The 15,161-nt window shown below is 63.5% G+C and carries 12 protein-coding genes and 1 pseudogene; 5 read left to right on the plus strand and 8 right to left on the minus strand.

Annotated elements, in window-relative coordinates; translation table 11 throughout:
* Positions 1–189 precede the first annotated feature (189 nt).
* The 8 genes and pseudogenes from BLU04_RS10165 to BLU04_RS10195 form a co-directional block, all read right to left on the minus strand.
* Positions 190–1,443 carry a hypothetical protein gene (locus BLU04_RS10165; RefSeq protein ID WP_093285445.1) on the minus strand — a complete coding sequence of 418 codons (1,254 nt, stop codon included), beginning with the start codon at positions 1,441–1,443 and terminating at the stop codon, positions 190–192.
* A 2-nt stretch (positions 1,444–1,445) separates the two neighbouring features.
* Positions 1,446–1,846 (minus strand): annotated as a pseudogene (locus BLU04_RS10170) (VOC family protein).
* A gap of 230 nt (positions 1,847–2,076) precedes the next feature.
* Positions 2,077–4,194, minus strand: coding sequence for a glucans biosynthesis glucosyltransferase MdoH (gene mdoH, locus BLU04_RS10175; protein ID WP_093285447.1), 2,118 nt, complete (start codon positions 4,192–4,194; stop codon positions 2,077–2,079).
* On the minus strand, positions 4,191–4,748 hold the full coding sequence (locus BLU04_RS10180) for a hypothetical protein (protein ID WP_093285450.1): 558 nt from the start codon (positions 4,746–4,748) through the stop codon (positions 4,191–4,193). The genes mdoH and BLU04_RS10180 overlap by 4 nt, the downstream gene beginning before the upstream one ends.
* A complete protein-coding gene (locus tag BLU04_RS10185) occupies positions 4,748–6,340 on the minus strand; it encodes a glucan biosynthesis protein G (protein ID WP_093285452.1) in 1,593 nt (530 codons plus the stop codon). The genes BLU04_RS10180 and BLU04_RS10185 overlap by 1 nt, the downstream gene beginning before the upstream one ends.
* 7 nt (positions 6,341–6,347) lie before the next feature.
* A complete protein-coding gene (locus BLU04_RS16825) occupies positions 6,348–6,557 on the minus strand; it encodes a fibronectin type III-like domain-contianing protein (protein ID WP_197672935.1) in 210 nt (69 codons plus the stop codon).
* Positions 6,533–8,740, minus strand: coding sequence for a glycoside hydrolase family 3 N-terminal domain-containing protein (locus BLU04_RS10190; protein WP_197672936.1), 2,208 nt, complete (start codon positions 8,738–8,740; stop codon positions 6,533–6,535). The genes BLU04_RS16825 and BLU04_RS10190 overlap by 25 nt, the downstream gene beginning before the upstream one ends.
* A gap of 14 nt (positions 8,741–8,754) precedes the next feature.
* Positions 8,755–9,210, minus strand: a complete 456-nt coding sequence (locus BLU04_RS10195) for a DUF2231 domain-containing protein (protein ID WP_093285455.1) — start codon at positions 9,208–9,210, stop codon at positions 8,755–8,757.
* Positions 9,211–9,472: 262 nt separating this feature from the next.
* Here BLU04_RS10195 and BLU04_RS10200 point away from each other — a divergent pair, with 262 nt between their 5' ends.
* From BLU04_RS10200 to BLU04_RS10220, 5 genes are read left to right on the plus strand one after another with little or no spacing between them, the layout of a single operon-like run.
* Entirely contained in the window at positions 9,473–10,099 is a 627-nt protein-coding gene (locus tag BLU04_RS10200; protein WP_093285457.1) for a (2Fe-2S)-binding protein, read from the plus strand.
* Positions 10,096–11,061 carry a xanthine dehydrogenase family protein subunit M gene (locus BLU04_RS10205; RefSeq protein ID WP_162274673.1) on the plus strand — a complete coding sequence of 322 codons (966 nt, stop codon included), beginning with the start codon at positions 10,096–10,098 and terminating at the stop codon, positions 11,059–11,061. The genes BLU04_RS10200 and BLU04_RS10205 overlap by 4 nt, the downstream gene beginning before the upstream one ends.
* Positions 11,058–13,388, plus strand: a complete 2,331-nt coding sequence (locus BLU04_RS10210; RefSeq protein ID WP_093285460.1) for a xanthine dehydrogenase family protein molybdopterin-binding subunit — start codon at positions 11,058–11,060, stop codon at positions 13,386–13,388. The genes BLU04_RS10205 and BLU04_RS10210 overlap by 4 nt, the downstream gene beginning before the upstream one ends.
* Positions 13,385–14,494: an XdhC/CoxI family protein gene (locus BLU04_RS10215; protein WP_093285462.1), complete on the plus strand. Its 1,110-nt coding sequence runs from the start codon at positions 13,385–13,387 to the stop codon at positions 14,492–14,494. The genes BLU04_RS10210 and BLU04_RS10215 overlap by 4 nt, the downstream gene beginning before the upstream one ends.
* Positions 14,491–15,150, plus strand: coding sequence for a nucleotidyltransferase family protein (locus tag BLU04_RS10220; RefSeq protein ID WP_093285465.1), 660 nt, complete (start codon positions 14,491–14,493; stop codon positions 15,148–15,150). Before BLU04_RS10215 ends, BLU04_RS10220 begins: the two co-directional genes overlap by 4 nt.
* The last annotated feature ends 11 nt before the right edge of the window (positions 15,151–15,161 follow it).

Genomic DNA, 15,161 nt, shown 5'->3' on the forward strand with positions numbered 1-15,161 from the left:
TTCCCCCTCCTCCGGCTGCGGCCCTTTCCCCCGAGGGACGCAAAACGCTGATCGAGAGCCTCGACTACGTCGTGGCCCCCTCGCTCTTCGACGGGAATGCCTTCCCCAAGGGGGCTTTCCGGAACGCCGCTTTGGTTGAGCACTATTTCGGAAAGGTTGCGACGTCGACGGTCTATTACGCCGCCGATTTCATCCCGGTCGAGAAGCCCGGCGCGCCCGGACGTTATGGAGCGGCGGCAGACGCTCTGCCGCCTCGCGCAGCGGATCGATTGGCGGGGGCACCCACCCGACATCCACGTGACGCTGCCCGAAGCCCTCGGCGGCGCCGCCTCGCGCCAACCGGCGGTGGGAGAGTGGTTCGGCCGCGCCCTGACCGACATGCGTGGACGGGGAGGGGATTTGATCCCACCCTAGTTGGAACAAGACCTTGTCTGACGGAAGCTGGATGCCGTTGCGGATATACCACATCCCAAAGGGAGTCTCGTAGCTGAAGTGGATCTTTTCCTTGGTATCCCGATTTTCGGCCTCTAGTCCGTTGACGGCCCAAAAGCCGATCCAGCATTGCCACGGGCTTTTGGATGCATCGCCCAATTTGGCGACCTCTCCGAAATTCATGTTCGTGGCCTGATACTGGGGAGGATCGGTGATGAGGCTACGTGGATCGGGCGCGGCGACGACCTGCATTCCTATTTTCAGCTCCCGCTGGTCCTTGCCATTCAGAAGTGCCATCAAATCCCAGCCGTTTCCATTTGAATTCGGACGAACAAACAACCGATCTCCCTTATGAAGCGAATGAAGTTCCCATCTTTTCTGTGCGAGTTCCGCTGATGAGGTCTTTTCGTAGACGTTCCCGTCGACAGGAGAGATGAAGTAGACACGAACTTCTGGTGGGAATGGGATGTCGGCCAAGGGGACGACGTGCATCTGTGTGTATAAGGTTGTTCCACTGGCGATCCAGTACCATCCGAATACGACGACGTACGATGCTGTCTGTGAGATGAGCGTTGCTTTGATGCTCTTTGACTTCCACTTTTCATCCCCTCGGAAGCACCAAGCGATGAAGGGCCACTCCAAGACCAGTGTCATGCAGTACGTGATACCGACCAGAATCCAGAACCAAGTCCACCCATTGTTGAGGGTGATCGGGAGCTGTACCACGAGCCAGCTTTGGCCGAAGAATCCACCCACCCACGTCGAAAAGTAATTGGCGGGAATCAACAGCAGGAGGCACCGCTTCTTCGGCAGCTTGAAGAGCCACGCGATCAAAAGCCCTTCTACGACGCCGATGAGGGCATTTCCGATAGTCAGGTGAAGCATCCCTGCCCAGATGAGTGGGGTTCCTGCATCAGCGTGGGCTGATTCAGGAAAAGACACTAGGGCGAGGATCGCTAATGCCACACCTGTCCAAGGCCCGAAGGTGAAAGAAAGCCACTTGAGGCGCATGGTTATGTCTGTGGGTGCTGCCAACTTTTATAGACCGCTTCGATGCTTAGCCGTCAGGGTCAAAGACATTTGCCGCGTAATAGCGAGGGTCGTAGTAAGCGCGAGGTCCGGGCTTTCGGTTGTCTGTCGCACCTGCCGCGATTGCAGCATCGTAGAACGCCTTTACCTCGTCTTCGCTCTGAGCCACGAAGCCCACGTGTGCGGCTTTCGCGTTCGCTTGCCCTTGCCGCAGCCAGAAGATGCGGTTATTGCAACCGAATCCCTTCAGGTCAGAGTGTCCTTCCTGCCCATCTTTGCCGTCATAATCGACTTCGTGAAGAATGGCCAGCGGCTTCAGAGCCGTTTCGTATAAGGCAATCGACCGTTTGAGATCGGTCACGGTAATGAAAACATGGTCGAGCACAGGAGGGCGATCCATCTCATCCACGGCAGCCTAGTCGCGGCTACATTTTGAAACCAGCCTAAATTCCCCAATCCTTCTTCACCTCCTCGCCCCTGGCACCATCGTCGGACTGTTCCCCATCTCCGCTGCGGGCAGGTTCCCATTCTTTGTCTTCGCGTAGAAGTAGCTTCTGTAGCTGTGGCGCATGGCATTCTGTGGTTATGGCTTGATTCGCGCTTTGCGGGGAACCATTAGGGCGTGGTTTCCGTAGGTGTCGACGTGATGCGTTCGGCCGATAAAGAGCGGCATGAGGGGTTGGAGCTCATGGAGGAGTGCAGTGTTTGCCAATCGGGGTGGAGGGCCTCGGAGGGGGTGTTCCAGAGGTCGCGGTGGAGGCGGGCGACCGATTCTGCATCCCAGAGGAGGGAAAGTTTCTCTTTGCGATCAAGGGAGTGGGGGCCCTCTTGGAGGAGTTTTTTCCGGAGTTTGATTTTGGTGTGGTCGGTCTTATTTCGGCTCACGGAAGAGCGTTGGCGGATCAGGGAAAGATGGATGGCTTGGGTGTACGGGCAAAGGAGCGCGTGGGCCCATGTTTCCGATTCCTGTCGGCTTTCAGCCTCGTCACCGCTGGGTTTGTCGAGTCGGGCAAGTTCCTCGGGGGGGTGGAGTTCTTCGGGAGTGAGGAAGAGGCCCCGGGTGCGGGTCGATGTTCCGAGGCCGTTGTGGGCGGTGAGCCATGCCAGGAGGGGGGCGACGATCCAGCCGAGGCAGACGGGGAGCAGCCAGAGACCGGGGAGGCCGAGCCAATGGAGGGCGGCCGCCAGGGTGCCGAATCCGAGCAGGGTCAATGCCCCATAGGTTTTCACGCAGTGTCTCCAGGGGAGACCGGTGTCGGCCCGGTTTTGGGTGGTCCAATGGATCGGCACTTTGAAAAGGGAGGTGATGACGAAGAGGGTGTGGAAGACCATCAGGATGGGCGCAGTCAGGATCGAAAGGGCGGTGTGGAGGACGATGCCTCCGAACAGGGCGGGAGCGCCGCCGAATTGCTTTCGCTTCGGAAGGGCGGCGAGAAAACCGAAGCATTGAGGAATGAAGAGGAAGGCGAGCGTGATTGATAGGAGGATCCCGGCGCTGGAGGCGTCGGCGGCCCCGAGCGATTCGGGGCCGGCGGAGAGGTTGAGGAATCGGAAGTGGCTGTATTCGGCCATGGAACCGGCGATGAGGAACAGGAGCCACAGGGGGGAGCCGAGATAGGCCATGAGGCCGATGCCGATTTGCAGTCGGCTGCCGAGACTGATGCCCCGGGCGAAGAGGAACCAGAAGTGCTGGAGGTTTCCGGCGCACCAGCGGCGATCGCGTTTCAGCATGTCGTCGAGGTTGGGGGGGCCTTCCTCGTAGCTGCCTTCTTCGTTGGCGATGACCCAGACTTCGTAGCCTGCCCGCTGCATGAGGACGGCTTCGATCGTGTCGTGGCTCAGGATGTGGCGGTGGGTCTGCTCCGGGACAGGCAGGGAGGGAAGGCCGCAATGTTGGATGAAGGGGGCGAGGCGGAGGATGGCGTTATGTCCCCAATAGGAGGCGGTGGATGTTTGGAAGAAGCTGCATCCGCGGACGAAGAGGCCTCCGTAAAGGGCGGCGGCGAACTGATGGGTGCGGCGGAAGAGGGAGCTGCCGAGGACCATTTGGGGCTGGGTCTGGAGGATGCCGACCTGGGGGTTGGCTTCCATCGCCCGGACCAGGCGGACCATGAGCGGGCCGCCCATGATGCTGTCGGCGTCGAGGACGATCATGTAGCGGTAGCGGCGGCCCCAGCGGCGGCAGAAGTCGGCGATGTTCCCGCTCTTGCCGTTGATGGGATGGCGGCGCTTGCGATAGAAGAGCTTGCCGAAGGCCTGAAGACGGCGACAGAGCGAGAACCAGGCGCGCTCTTCCTCGATCCAATGGTCGGCGCTGTTTGAATCGCTGAGGAGGTAGAGGTCGAAGTACTCGATCTGGCCGGTTTTTTCCAGGCTGCGCCAGACGTTTTCGATGCCCCGGCTGACGCGTCCGACGTCTTCGTTGAAGACGGGGATGACGATGGCGGTGGCGGCGAGCGGGATGGTCTCCTCGTTTTTCCGCCACGCGCCGCGTAGGAGGTGGCGGGGATCGCCGCCGCGCAGGAAATCGTAGAAGCCGAAGGCGGCGAGGACGAAGCCGATGGCGAGCTGGCTGAAGAGAATGGGGAAGAGCGACATCACGACGTAATCTCCCCAGGAGAGGCTTTGCTCGGAATAGCTGTCGATCAGGAGCGAGAAGCCGAGGGCGAGCAGAAGGACGAGTCCGATGAAGAGGACGCGCCGGAGGACGGAGTGGAGGGGGGAAAGGTTCATGATCCGCGAGAGAGCCAATGGTAGAGGAGGACGTAGATGACGGCCCAGAGGAGGAGGGCGGCTGCGCCCTCTTTCGGATTCCAACGGTGCCAGGTTTGGTTGGCCAGGTCGTGGATGGGGCCGTAGTCGAGGCGGCGTGGCGTCATGCTGGAAAGGGTGAGGTCGGGGCCGACGACGAGGAGGGGGCGGCGCATCGATTGTTTTAGCTCGTCGGAGAGGGGGGAGATCAGGAAGGAGTCGGGATGGTTCAGGGGAATGTCGCTGAGCAGGAGGGCGAGACGTCCCGGAGCGGTGTTTCCCGCGAAAGAGGATTCAGGCGCCCCGAGGCTTTGGGAGAGCCAATCGGCGACCTCCTGTTGAGCCAGTTCCAAGGTCAATGTGGTCGGATGCCGCGTGGGATCGGCGCGATGCTGTTCCCGGGCGGTGTCGAGGATGCGGAGGGCGAGCCGCGCGACATGGGACTCGTCGGCCAGGGCGAAGGAACCGAGAAACTGGAGGAGACGCCGGTGGGCCTCGTTCCAGGCCTGCAGGGTTTCAAGGGAGGAGGGATTCATTATTGGTGCCAGGTGTAGGTCCAAGTTTCCGTGAGGGGCTTGCCGTCGCGCAGGAGGCGGCATCGGAGTTCCGTCGGGACGTTGTGCCTGAGTGGGGTGACGGTGAAGCTGATTCTCCACGAGCCGTCGTAGCCGTTTTTATCGACTTTTCCGTTGGTGATGAGAGTGCCGGAAGGGCTGGCGTCGCAATCGATGGAGGGAGGCGAGTCGGGGGGAATGTCTTCGATTCCGTTGCCCTTGAAATCGACGAGGAATTGGACCGGGACGGTGCCGTTGCTCGGAGAGGGGAGCGTCGCCGGTTTGGGCGATTCCGGAGTGCGGGGGGGTGCCGCATTGGGCGGGGGCGGCGCGGGGGAGTTGAAGTGGGTGGCCATCGCATAGGCCAAGGAGGGACGCTCGGCGTCGTTCATGTAGAAGTCGACGGTGTAGTTGAACTCGAGTCGATCTCCCTTGGCGGGGACGCGTTCGGGCCGCCACGAAAGGACGACGTTGTCGGTGTCGGTGTTGTTGGTGGGGAGCTGGACGAGGGCGATGCTGCCCTTGCCCCAGTTTCCGTGCGGCGTTACCCAGGCGCTGGGGCGGACGTTATATTTGGTGTCGAGATCCTGGTAGTGCTGGAAGTCCCGGTCTCGTTGCAGAAGTCCGAAACCCTTCGGGTCGGTTTCGGCGAAGTCATACTGTTGCAGGAAGGGCGTGGCCTGAAGGGGGCGCCAGATCCAATCACCGTTGCCGGAGTGGACCAGAACGCCGTCCGAATCGTGGACCTCGGGGTGGATCGTGTCGCCGAAGTGGTCCCCGCTGTTCTCGCCATAAAGGTACATGCTCGAAAACGGGGCGAGGCCGATCCGTTCCACCGCTTTGCGGAAATAAAGGACGGCGTGGACGTCGACCGAGGTCGATGCGCCGGGACGGATCCTGAACTCGTAGGCCCCGGAAACGCTGGGGCTGTCGAGCAGGGCGTAGAGGGTTTGGTCGGTCGCATTGGAAGCGGGCCTGCGAAGCCACCACTCGGTGAAGGAGGGGTATTCCTCGGCCTTGCCGTCGAGGGCGGTGTCGATGGCGAGGCCCCGGGCGGTGAGGCCGTAAACCTGTTCCTTGGCCAGGGCCCGGAAGTAGCTGGAGCCGAGGACGGAGAAGAAGCCGTCGAGGGAGTCGGCTTTGTTGATGGGATAGCGGAGATAGAATCCGGCGAAGGGAAGATTGGCGGGAAGGGGCGGCCGGAGGTCGAGGTTGAGGAAGTTGAAGAAGGCGGGAGAGTAGGCGAGGGGATGGGCGCCATGCCGATCGACGGTGTTGATGCGGGGGCCGGAGGGGAATTGGCGGGAGAGGTGATAGAAATCGACCTGGAAGGGGAGCCCCTTGTCGCGCCAGAGGCGGTAGGAATCTTTCCAGAAGATGCCGTTCTCCTGTTGAGGCGTGAGGTTCCGGAGTTGGGGAGGGAGGGCGTCGCGGAGGGGGACGAACTTTTCTTCGGCCTGCTTCGCCGCCAGCCTCTCGACTTGCGCGAAGCTGAAGGCATGGCCCGGGGAGTAGCGGAGGGAGACGAACAGGAGGAGGGCCGTGAGGGCCGCCAGGGTCAGGTGGAGTTTCATGGCCGGATTAGGGGGTGATCTGGAAATTGGCGCCCTGCTCGGCTTCCGAGCTGCCGCCGATCCAGACGAGGCAGGAGCAGGGTTCGACGGCCTGTTCCATCTGGAGGTTGTAGTGGGAAAGTTCGTCGAAGCCCAAGGTGAAGTCGACCTGCTTTGATTGGCCGGGAGAGAGGGTGACGCGTTGGAAGCCCTTCAATTCCCGCACGGGCTCCTCCATGCTCCCCCCACGGTGCGGAGGTAGAGTTGGACGATTTCGGTTCCCTCCCGGGTTCCGGCGTTGCGGACCTCGGCGGTGACGTGGACCTGCCGGGATTTGGAGAGCGTACGGCCTTCCGTGCGGAGGGAAAGATCCTGGGCGGAGATGGCGGAATGATCGACCTTCACGTTGGAGTAGGTGAAGGAGGTGTAGGAAAGGCCGAAACCGAAGGGGAAGAGGGGGGCGTTGATCTCGTCGATGTAGCGGGAGAGGTATTTCTCGTTCGGCCCCGCGGGCGGGCGGCTGAGGTCGATGCCGTTGGCGGGGCGGCCGGTGGGGAGCTGGTTGTAGAATAGCGGTTCCTGGCCGACGGAGCGGGGGAAGGTGACGGGGAGCTTGGCGCTGGGATTGACGTCGCCGAAGAGAATGTCGGCGACGGCGGTGCCCGCCTCGATCCCGGGATACCACGCCTCGACGATGGCCGCGACGTGGGCGGCGGCCCAGGTCACGGCCAAGGGGCGGCCGTTGAAGAGGACGAGGACGACCGGTTTCCCCTGCGCGGCGAGCGTTTCGAGGAGGGCTTCCTGGTTGCCGGGCAATCCGAGGCGGGTCACCGAGGAGGATTCCCCGGTCATGGTGGCTCCGGATTCGCCGAGGGCGACGATGACGACGTCGGCTTTCCGGGCGGCGGCCACCGCGGCGTCGAAGCCTTGGTCCGAACTGGTGAGCGTGTCGGTTCCCTGAGCGTAAAGGAGGGTGGTCTTCGTGGCGTCGCAGCGGGCCTGGAGAGCGGCCCGCAGGGTGACGACATCGCCCGGATTCCCTGCGGCGGGCCAGGAGCCGAGCATGTCGGTCGGGGCATCGGCGAGGGGGCCGATGAGCGCGAGGGTGGGGGTTTCCTTGGCGAGGGGAAGGAGGGGAGGGCTATCGGAGGGTGGACCGCCGTTCTTGAGCAGGACGATCGATTCCTCGGCGGCCTTGCGGACGATTTCCCTTTTCTGCGGGGTGGCGGCATAGGGCGGTTTCTTTTCGTCGGCGTAGGGATGATCGAACAGACCTAGGGCGAATTTCACGCGCAGGACGCGGCGGACGGCCTCATCGACGGCGGCCCGGGGAAGCGTGCCGTTGGCAACCTGGCGGGCGAGCCGCGTTCCGTAGAGGCCGCCCTCCATTTCCATGTCGATGCCCGAGGAGAGGGCCTTGCGGGCCGCGATGTCGGGAGTCGTGGCGATGCCATGGTTCATCAGCTCCCGCACCGCACCGTAGTCGCTGACGGTGATCCCGGCGAATTGCCACTGGTTGCGCAGGAGGGTGGTAAGGAGGAAAGGATTCGCCGTGGCCGGAACGCCGTTGAGGGGATTGAAGGCGCTCATGATGGTCGCGGCCCCCGCCTTGATCCCGGCATGGTACGGGGGGAGGTAGACCTGCCGGAGGGTCAGCTCCGACATGTCGACGGTGTTGTATTCGCGCCCGGCGTTGGGCGCGCCATAGGCGGCGAAGTGCTTCACGCAGGCGGCGACGGAGGCGGGATCGGAGAGGCGCCTGCCCTGATAGCCCCGCACGTAGGCCTCGGCCAGGACCGATCCCAGGAAGGTATCTTCGCCCGATCCCTCCGTGATTCGCCCCCAGCGGGCGTCCCGGGCGATATCGACCATCGGGGAAAAGACCCAGCGGATCCCGTCGTCGGTCGCCTCGCCTGCCGCCATCCGGGACAAAGCCTCGATCAACGCGGGATCGAAGCTGGAGGCGAGCGCGAGCGGGACGGGGAAGATCGTCCGCTGGCCGTGGATCACATCGTAGCCGAAGAGAAGGGGGATGTGATGGGGGCTTTTCTCCACGGCGAGCCGTTGATAGCGATTCGTCTCCCCGGCGCCGACGACGTTGAAGAGGGAGCCGACGCGGCCCCGGGCGATCTCCTTGTCGTAGTTCTCCCGCCCCGTGCCGGGGCCGGTGGCAACGCCTCCGGTGTATTGGGTCAATTGGCCGATTTTTTCGTCGAGGGTCAGGGTGCGCAAGAGGGTTTCCACCCGGCGGTTCAAGGCTTTGTCGGCCAATTCGACGCTCGGAATCGGCAGTCGTTGCTCGACCCGCTTCGTGTCGATCCGCCATTGATACCAGCGCGAGGCCGCGACCACGGCGGCGAGCAGGAGAAGGGCGGCGGGGATGCGGATCAGGAGGGAAGGGATGCGGCACGACGGTTCCATGCCGATTCCTTCCGTTATTCCTTGTCCGGTTCCGAGACGGCCATGCGGTGCTTGTACACCATTTCGCCGCCGTACCAGCCCGCCACGGTGATCAGGAGGACGCCGCCGGCCGCAAGGACGACGGGAAGGGGGCGGGCGAGGTGACCTGCGAGGTCGGCCCAGCGGAGCGAGAAGCTCCATCCGAAGATGGCGAAACCGGTCAGGTTCAAAACAAGGTGGTATATCGCGATTTTCTTCAGGCGGCCCTTGCCGGTGATTCCCGCGTAATCGACGAAGCCGGGGACGGCCGCGACGAGGGCCCCGATCAGCCCCCCGCCGATGCAGAAGAGGGCGGCTTCCTTCCAGGCGTAATGCGACGGGAAACAAGCGAAGGCGAGATCGCAGACGAAGGCGAAGGTCCAGAGGCCGATCGGAAAAGCAACCAGGATGGGATGGAGCGGGTGGCCGGCAATGGAGGCGGAGCTTTTCATAAAAGGAAGGGGAACTTGAACTGGAGCGGCAAAACCCGTGCCAAGGGAGACGCATCAGAGGCGAAGGGCGAGGGCCGAAGCGACGCGGATGGCAATTTGCCTGAAAAAGCGAGGGAGGGTTTTGGCTGAGCTTGCGAAATGCACGCTGTAGGGCTTCAAACGGGAAGTGCCGTTCGGGCGATCGGTTTTTCCCAATCAGACAAGGGCCGGCGGCGGAAGAATGGCACGCCCCGTGCACGTCTTTTGAAAAAGAGAAATCCCGATGAGCGATAACCTCGATCCCTCCCTCTCTTCCGGCTGGAGCCGCCGGATTTTTCTTCGCCGGGCTTCCGGTTTCATGGGCGCGACGATGGTCGTCCCCTCGTTGGAGGCGTTCGCCGCTCCTCCCTCCTCGCCGCCTTCTCCGGGAGAGGAAGGGACCGTGGCGGTCCGTCTGCGGATCAATGGAAAAGAGGAAACACTGCGCCTCGAACCCCGGGTGACATTGCTCGATGCTCTGCGCGATCGACTTGGCTTCACGGGAACGAAGAAGGGCTGCGATCATGGGACGTGCGGCGCTTGCTCGGTAATGGTGGGAGAGCGGCGGGTGCTTTCCTGCCTCACGCTGGCCGTTGCGGCCGAAGGAACGGAGATCACGACGATCGAGGGGCTTGCCCATGGCGAGAACCTTCACCCGGTGCAACAGGCCTTCCTCGAATGTGACGGTTTTCAGTGCGGCTTTTGTACGCCCGGGCAGATCGTCTCGGCGACCGCCTGTATCGCCGAAGGGCATGCCCGATCGGCGGAGGAGATCCGGGAGTGGATGTCAGGCAATCTCTGCCGTTGCAGCGCCTATCCGAATATTGTCGATGCGGTTTTGAAGGCCGCGTCGGGGAAGGCGGCGGCGTGAGCACGGCGTCCTCGTTTTCCTATGTGCGACCCCGGGATGTCCGCGCGGCGTTGGAGGCGGGAGCCCGCCCGGGGGCGGCCTATCTTTCCGGCGGCACCACGCTCGTTGATCTCTGGAAACTCGGGGCCTTCAGTCTCGCCACGGCCGTTGACGTGAACGGCCTGCTCTTGCGGGGCATCGAGGCCGGGCCTTCGGGCCTCCGTCTGGGGGCCGGAGAGCGAATGAGCGATGCGGCGGCCCATGCCGGAGTCGCGGCCCATTTCCCCGTGGTTTCCCAGGCCCTCCTGCTCAGTGCTTCCCCGCAGATTCGGAACATGGCGAGTCTGGGGGGGAATCTGCTGCAACGGCCCCGGTCGATCTCCTACCGCAATCCCGATCCGACATTGCGGGACGGCCCCAGTCGGTTCGACGCGATCTTCGGCGTTACCCCGGCCAGTATGGCGGTCCATCCCTCGGACTTTGCCGTGGCGCTTCGAGCCCTCGATGGCTCGATCCGGCTCAAGACGCCGGAAGGGGGGGAGAGATCGGTGAAGGTCGGCGAGTTTTACAAGGTTCCGGGCGACGACTTGGTTTTGACGACCTTGAGGCCGGGGGAGTTGATTGTGTCCATCGAGGCGCAGTTGCCCTTCGCCCGTCACTCTGCCTATGTGAAGGTCCGGGACCGGGCTTCCTACCAGTTCGCGATCGTCTCGGCGGCGGTCGCATTGAGGATCGAGGGGGGAACGATCCGGGAGGCGCGCGTTGCCGCCGGAGGGGTGGGGACGATCCCGTGGCGCCTGCCTGCGGTGGAGGCCGCCTTGAGGGGGCAGCCAACCCGTGCCGAGGCCTTTCAAAAGGGGGTGGCCGACATTGGCGACGGATCGGCGACCCATGGGCGCAATGGTTACAAGGTGGAGTTGCTCCGGCGGACTGTGATTCGTGCCTTGGGGCAGGCCGCTTCGCAAAAAGAGGAGATCGCATGAGCGCCGACGGCCCTATTCCTTTTGCTCCGGTCCGGCTCGGGGAGCCGATCAATCGGATCGACGGACGTCTGAAGGTGACGGGGAGTGCTGACTATACCTCCGATTATCGCCTGCCGGGCATGGTCTGGGGTTGCCTGGTGAAGAGCACCGTGGCGAAGGGGAAGTTGATCGCCCTCGATACGGCGGCGTCCGAGGCCCTGCCGGGGGTGATCAAGGTCTACACGTCGAGGAACCGGCCCGCCCTCTACCTTCCCAAGCCCGATCCGAAGGCCGGACAGATGGTGAGCGAGCCGCTGCTCCCCCTCTCGGACGACGCGATCCATTATTACGGCCAGGACATCGCCTTTGTCATCGCCGAAACCTACGAACAGGCCCGGGAGGGAGCCCTCCTCGTCCGGGCAACCTATGCGGAGGAAAAGCCGACGGCCTCGCGGGAGGCATCGGTTCCTCAACCTCCCAAGGAGGTCAACGGAGCCAAGCCCCATCTCGAAAGGAAGGACAAGGGCGTCTCCGCCGTCGAGGATGCCTGGAGGCAGAGCCCGGTGCGGATCGACACGACTTACCAGACCGCCTTCGTTCATCACCACCCGATGGAGCCGCATGCCGTGGTGGCCCGCTGGGAGGAGGGACGGCTTCTGTTCTATACGCCGACGCAGTGGATGTACGGAACCCGGAATTTTCTTTCCAACGGACTCGGCATTCCAAAGGAGCGGGTGCGCGTCCTCAGCCACTATCTCGGGGGGGGCTTCGGCTGCAAGGGATCGTCGTGGATGTATATGTTGCTCACGGCCGCCGCCGCCCGGGACTTGAAGCGTCCCGTGAAGTTCGTGATGGAGCGGGAAAACATGTTCACCTCGGTCGGATACCGCCCGATGACCCGGCAGCGCCTCCAGCTGGGGGCGGCCCGGGATGGGGCACTGCTGGCGATCCGGCATCAGGCGATGTCGAGCGGATCGAAGGTGGGGGAATTCGTCGAGGGGGCGGCCCATGCGTCGAGCCCGGTCCTGTACGCCTGCCCGAACATCGAGGTCGATCACCAGGTTTTCCCTCTCGATCTCAACGGAGGGACGTTCATGCGGGCTCCTGGCGAGTCCCCGGGAATCTACGCCTTGGAATCTGCGATGGATGAGCTGGCCGTCGCCCTCGGCATCGATCCCCTCGCCTTGCGGATGAAAAATTACGCCGTCGATCACCCGATGAGCGGCCTCCCGTTCTCGGCCAAATACCTCGACGAATGCTATAGAACCGGTGCCGCCGCGTTCGGTTGGGAGAAACGGAACCCGGCTCCGGGATCGATGGGCGACGGCGAATGGCAGATCGGGTGGGGAATGGCGACCGCTTCCTATCCCGCCCATCGGCAACCCGCCTCGGCCCGGGTCCGCTTGCTGGCTGACGGTACGGCCGAGGTCATGTGTGCCACCCAGGATTTGGGGACCGGCATGTGGACGATTGTGGGGCAGGCATCCTCGGCGGCCCTCGGTTTGCCCCTGGATCGGATCAAGGTGGAGATCGGCGATTCGGACCTTCCCGAGGCCCCGGTTTCGGGAGGATCGTCGTCCACGGCCTCGGTTCTTCCCGTGATCGACGCGGCCGCCCGGGCAGCCCTTAAAAAGCTGGGAACATTGGCCGTGGCCGACGCCGCCTCGCCTCTTTACGGGCTGGATCCGGAATCTCTCTCCCCTTTCGGCGGCAATTTGCAGGCCAAAAGCGATGCCAGCCGGAGCGAGTCGTTTCGCGCGATCCTGGCCCGGGCCGGGCAGGGGGCGGTCGATGCCACCGAGAAGATCGACCCGGCGTCGGAAACAAAGCAGAAAGGGGAGCAAAATCCCTTGGCGCCGAAAAAATCGGCCTACCAGTCGTTCGGCGCCTTTTTCGTCGAGGTGAAGGTCCATCGCCTGACCTGCGAAACCCGGGTCACCCGCATCACGGCGGCGATGAATATCGGGAAGCCGATGAACCTCAAGACGGCGCGAAGCCAGGTGATCGGAGGGACGGTTTTCTCGGTCGGCGCGGCGCTGACCGAGCACAGCCTGCTCGACGAGACGACCGGGCGGTGGATCACCCGGGATCTGGGGACCTATCACATTCCGGTCCATGCCGATATTCCGGAGATCGACGTCCATTTCGTCGGCGAGCCCGATTTCCAGTTCAATCCGCTTGGGGCCCGGGGGGTGGGGGAGATCGGCAACACGGGGCTGGCCGCCGCCATCGGCAACGCCGTCTGGCATGCCACGGGTGCCCGAGTTCGGGAACTGCCGATCACGCCGGACAAGATTTTGGAGGCGACCGCAACCCCGTTGAAGCGCCCTGCCGTTTCTCCCGCATGAAAGAACTCCTGGCCATCGTCGAAGCGCGCGCGCGTTCTTCGCATCGTCCCCATGTTCTTGCGACCGTCGTCAAGGTCGAGGGATCGAGCTACCGCCGCCCTGGCGCCCGCATGCTGGTCTCGGCCGCCGGGAGGGTGGCAGGCTCCGTGAGCGGGGGATGCCTGGAGCGCAATGTGGTTTCCCGCAGCTTGGAGGTGCTGATGGAGAATCGCCCTCGCTTGATCCGGTACGATACCAACGATCAGGACGACCTGGAGCTGGGGAGCAGCCTCGGTTGTCAGGGGACCATCGAGATCCTCCTGCAACCGGTGCCGGCCGGCCTGTGGCCCTTGGAGGAACTGGTCGCCGGGGTGATGGCCGAAGGAAAGCCGCTGGCATGGGCATTGCCTTATCGGGTCGATGGTTGTCCCGGGATGGTGGGGGAGGTTTTTCCCATCCGTGCGGAGGGCTCCGTCGGGGACGATTTCCTCCACGGTGAAGCCTTGCGCGAGGAGGCTGAGCGCGTGATGGCGTCGAAGCGTCCCGGCCATGTCTCCTGGAGAAACGGAGAGAGTGTCACGGAAATCCTCATCGAGCGCATTGCTCCGCCCCTCTCATTGGTCATCTTCGGTGCGGGGCACGATGCGCCTCCCCTCGTCCGGTTGGCGAAGGAACTGGGCCATCGGGTCACGGTGGTCGATCGGAGGATCGAGTTCGCCCAAGCCGAACACTTCCCCGAGGCCGATGCGGTTCTCTGTCTCCCCGTCCATCGCGTTCCCGGCAAGGTGCCACTCGGCGAGGGCTCCGCGGTGGTGGTGATGAATCACCATTACGAAACCGACCGGGCGTTGCTCGGCCTCCTTCTTTCCCGTCCGCTTTCCTACCTGGCGATGCTCGGACCGAGGAAGCGGACGGACCGGATGTTGACGGAGTTGAGCCGAGAGGGGATGGAGCTTTCTTCCGAAGGTCTTGCAGCCCTGCGAGCTCCGGCCGGCCTCGACATCGGGTCGGACAACCCCGAGGAGATTGCCCTTTCGATCCTGGCCGAAATCCAGGCCGTCGTGGCAGGGCGTTCCGCCGTTGCCCTGAGATCGCGCCCAGGGCCGATTCATACCCTGGCGTTATGAGGGCGGAGCGCGATAAAATCGGCCTCATCCTCCTCGCGGCGGGAGGCTCGACCCGCATGGGTTGCCCCAAGCAGTTGCTCGCCTTTTCGGGCGGCGAAAGCTTCCTGAGGCACGCCTGCCGGATCGCGTTGCAAACCCCGTTCCGGCCGATCGTCGTGGTATTGGGATCGGAGGCCGCAAAGTGCCGCGAGCAGATCGAGGATCTTTTCGTCCTCTCCGTCGTGAACGAGGCATGGCAGGAGGGGATGGCCGGGTCTCTGCGGCTGGGCCTCGATACGTTGCTCCTGGCTCGTCCCGCCGTGGAGCAGGCCATGGTGATGCTGGCCGACCAGCCCGGGGTTTCCGCCTATTCGCTTCTCCGCCTGGCCGACAGCGGCTCCCCGCTCGGATTGGCGGCGTCCTCCTATGGGGATGTCATCGGTGTGCCCGCCCTGTTTCCCCGTGATCTTTTCCCCGAGCTTCGGGCGCTTCGCGGGGATGCCGGAGCCCGCCGCGTCTTGGCGGCCCATTCGGGCAGAGTCACCTTGGTTCCCTTGCCCGAAGCCGCGAGGGATATCGACACCCCCCGGGATTACATCAATCATTTGAAAGGGGAGTCGGGGGTGGAGGAAGGGTTTATTTCCACAGACAGCCGCGATCTGATGACCCCGCATTGAGCCGCACCGAA

Source organism: Verrucomicrobium sp. GAS474 (genome assembly GCF_900105685.1).
Taxonomy (GTDB): Bacteria; Verrucomicrobiota; Verrucomicrobiia; order Methylacidiphilales; family GAS474; genus GAS474.

Excerpts from the sequence above, each read along its gene's own strand:
- BLU04_RS10165 (WP_093285445.1), bottom strand. The coding sequence starts at position 1,443 with ATGCGCCTCAAGTGGCTTTCTTTCACCTTCGGGCCTTGGACAGGTGTG.
- mdoH (WP_093285447.1), bottom strand. The coding sequence starts at position 4,194 with ATGAACCTTTCCCCCCTCCACTCCGTCCTCCGGCGCGTCCTCTTCATC.
- BLU04_RS10180 (WP_093285450.1), bottom strand. The coding sequence starts at position 4,748 with ATGAATCCCTCCTCCCTTGAAACCCTGCAGGCCTGGAACGAGGCCCAC.
- BLU04_RS10185 (WP_093285452.1), bottom strand. The coding sequence starts at position 6,340 with ATGAAACTCCACCTGACCCTGGCGGCCCTCACGGCCCTCCTCCTGTTC.
- BLU04_RS16825 (WP_197672935.1), bottom strand. The coding sequence starts at position 6,557 with ATGGAGGAGCCCGTGCGGGAATTGAAGGGCTTCCAACGCGTCACCCTC.
- BLU04_RS10190 (WP_197672936.1), bottom strand. The coding sequence starts at position 8,740 with ATGGAACCGTCGTGCCGCATCCCTTCCCTCCTGATCCGCATCCCCGCC.
- BLU04_RS10195 (WP_093285455.1), bottom strand. The coding sequence starts at position 9,210 with ATGAAAAGCTCCGCCTCCATTGCCGGCCACCCGCTCCATCCCATCCTG.
- BLU04_RS10200 (WP_093285457.1), top strand. The coding sequence starts at position 9,473 with ATGAGCGATAACCTCGATCCCTCCCTCTCTTCCGGCTGGAGCCGCCGG.
- BLU04_RS10210 (WP_093285460.1), top strand. The coding sequence starts at position 11,058 with ATGAGCGCCGACGGCCCTATTCCTTTTGCTCCGGTCCGGCTCGGGGAG.
- BLU04_RS10215 (WP_093285462.1), top strand. The coding sequence starts at position 13,385 with ATGAAAGAACTCCTGGCCATCGTCGAAGCGCGCGCGCGTTCTTCGCAT.
- BLU04_RS10220 (WP_093285465.1), top strand. The coding sequence starts at position 14,491 with ATGAGGGCGGAGCGCGATAAAATCGGCCTCATCCTCCTCGCGGCGGGA.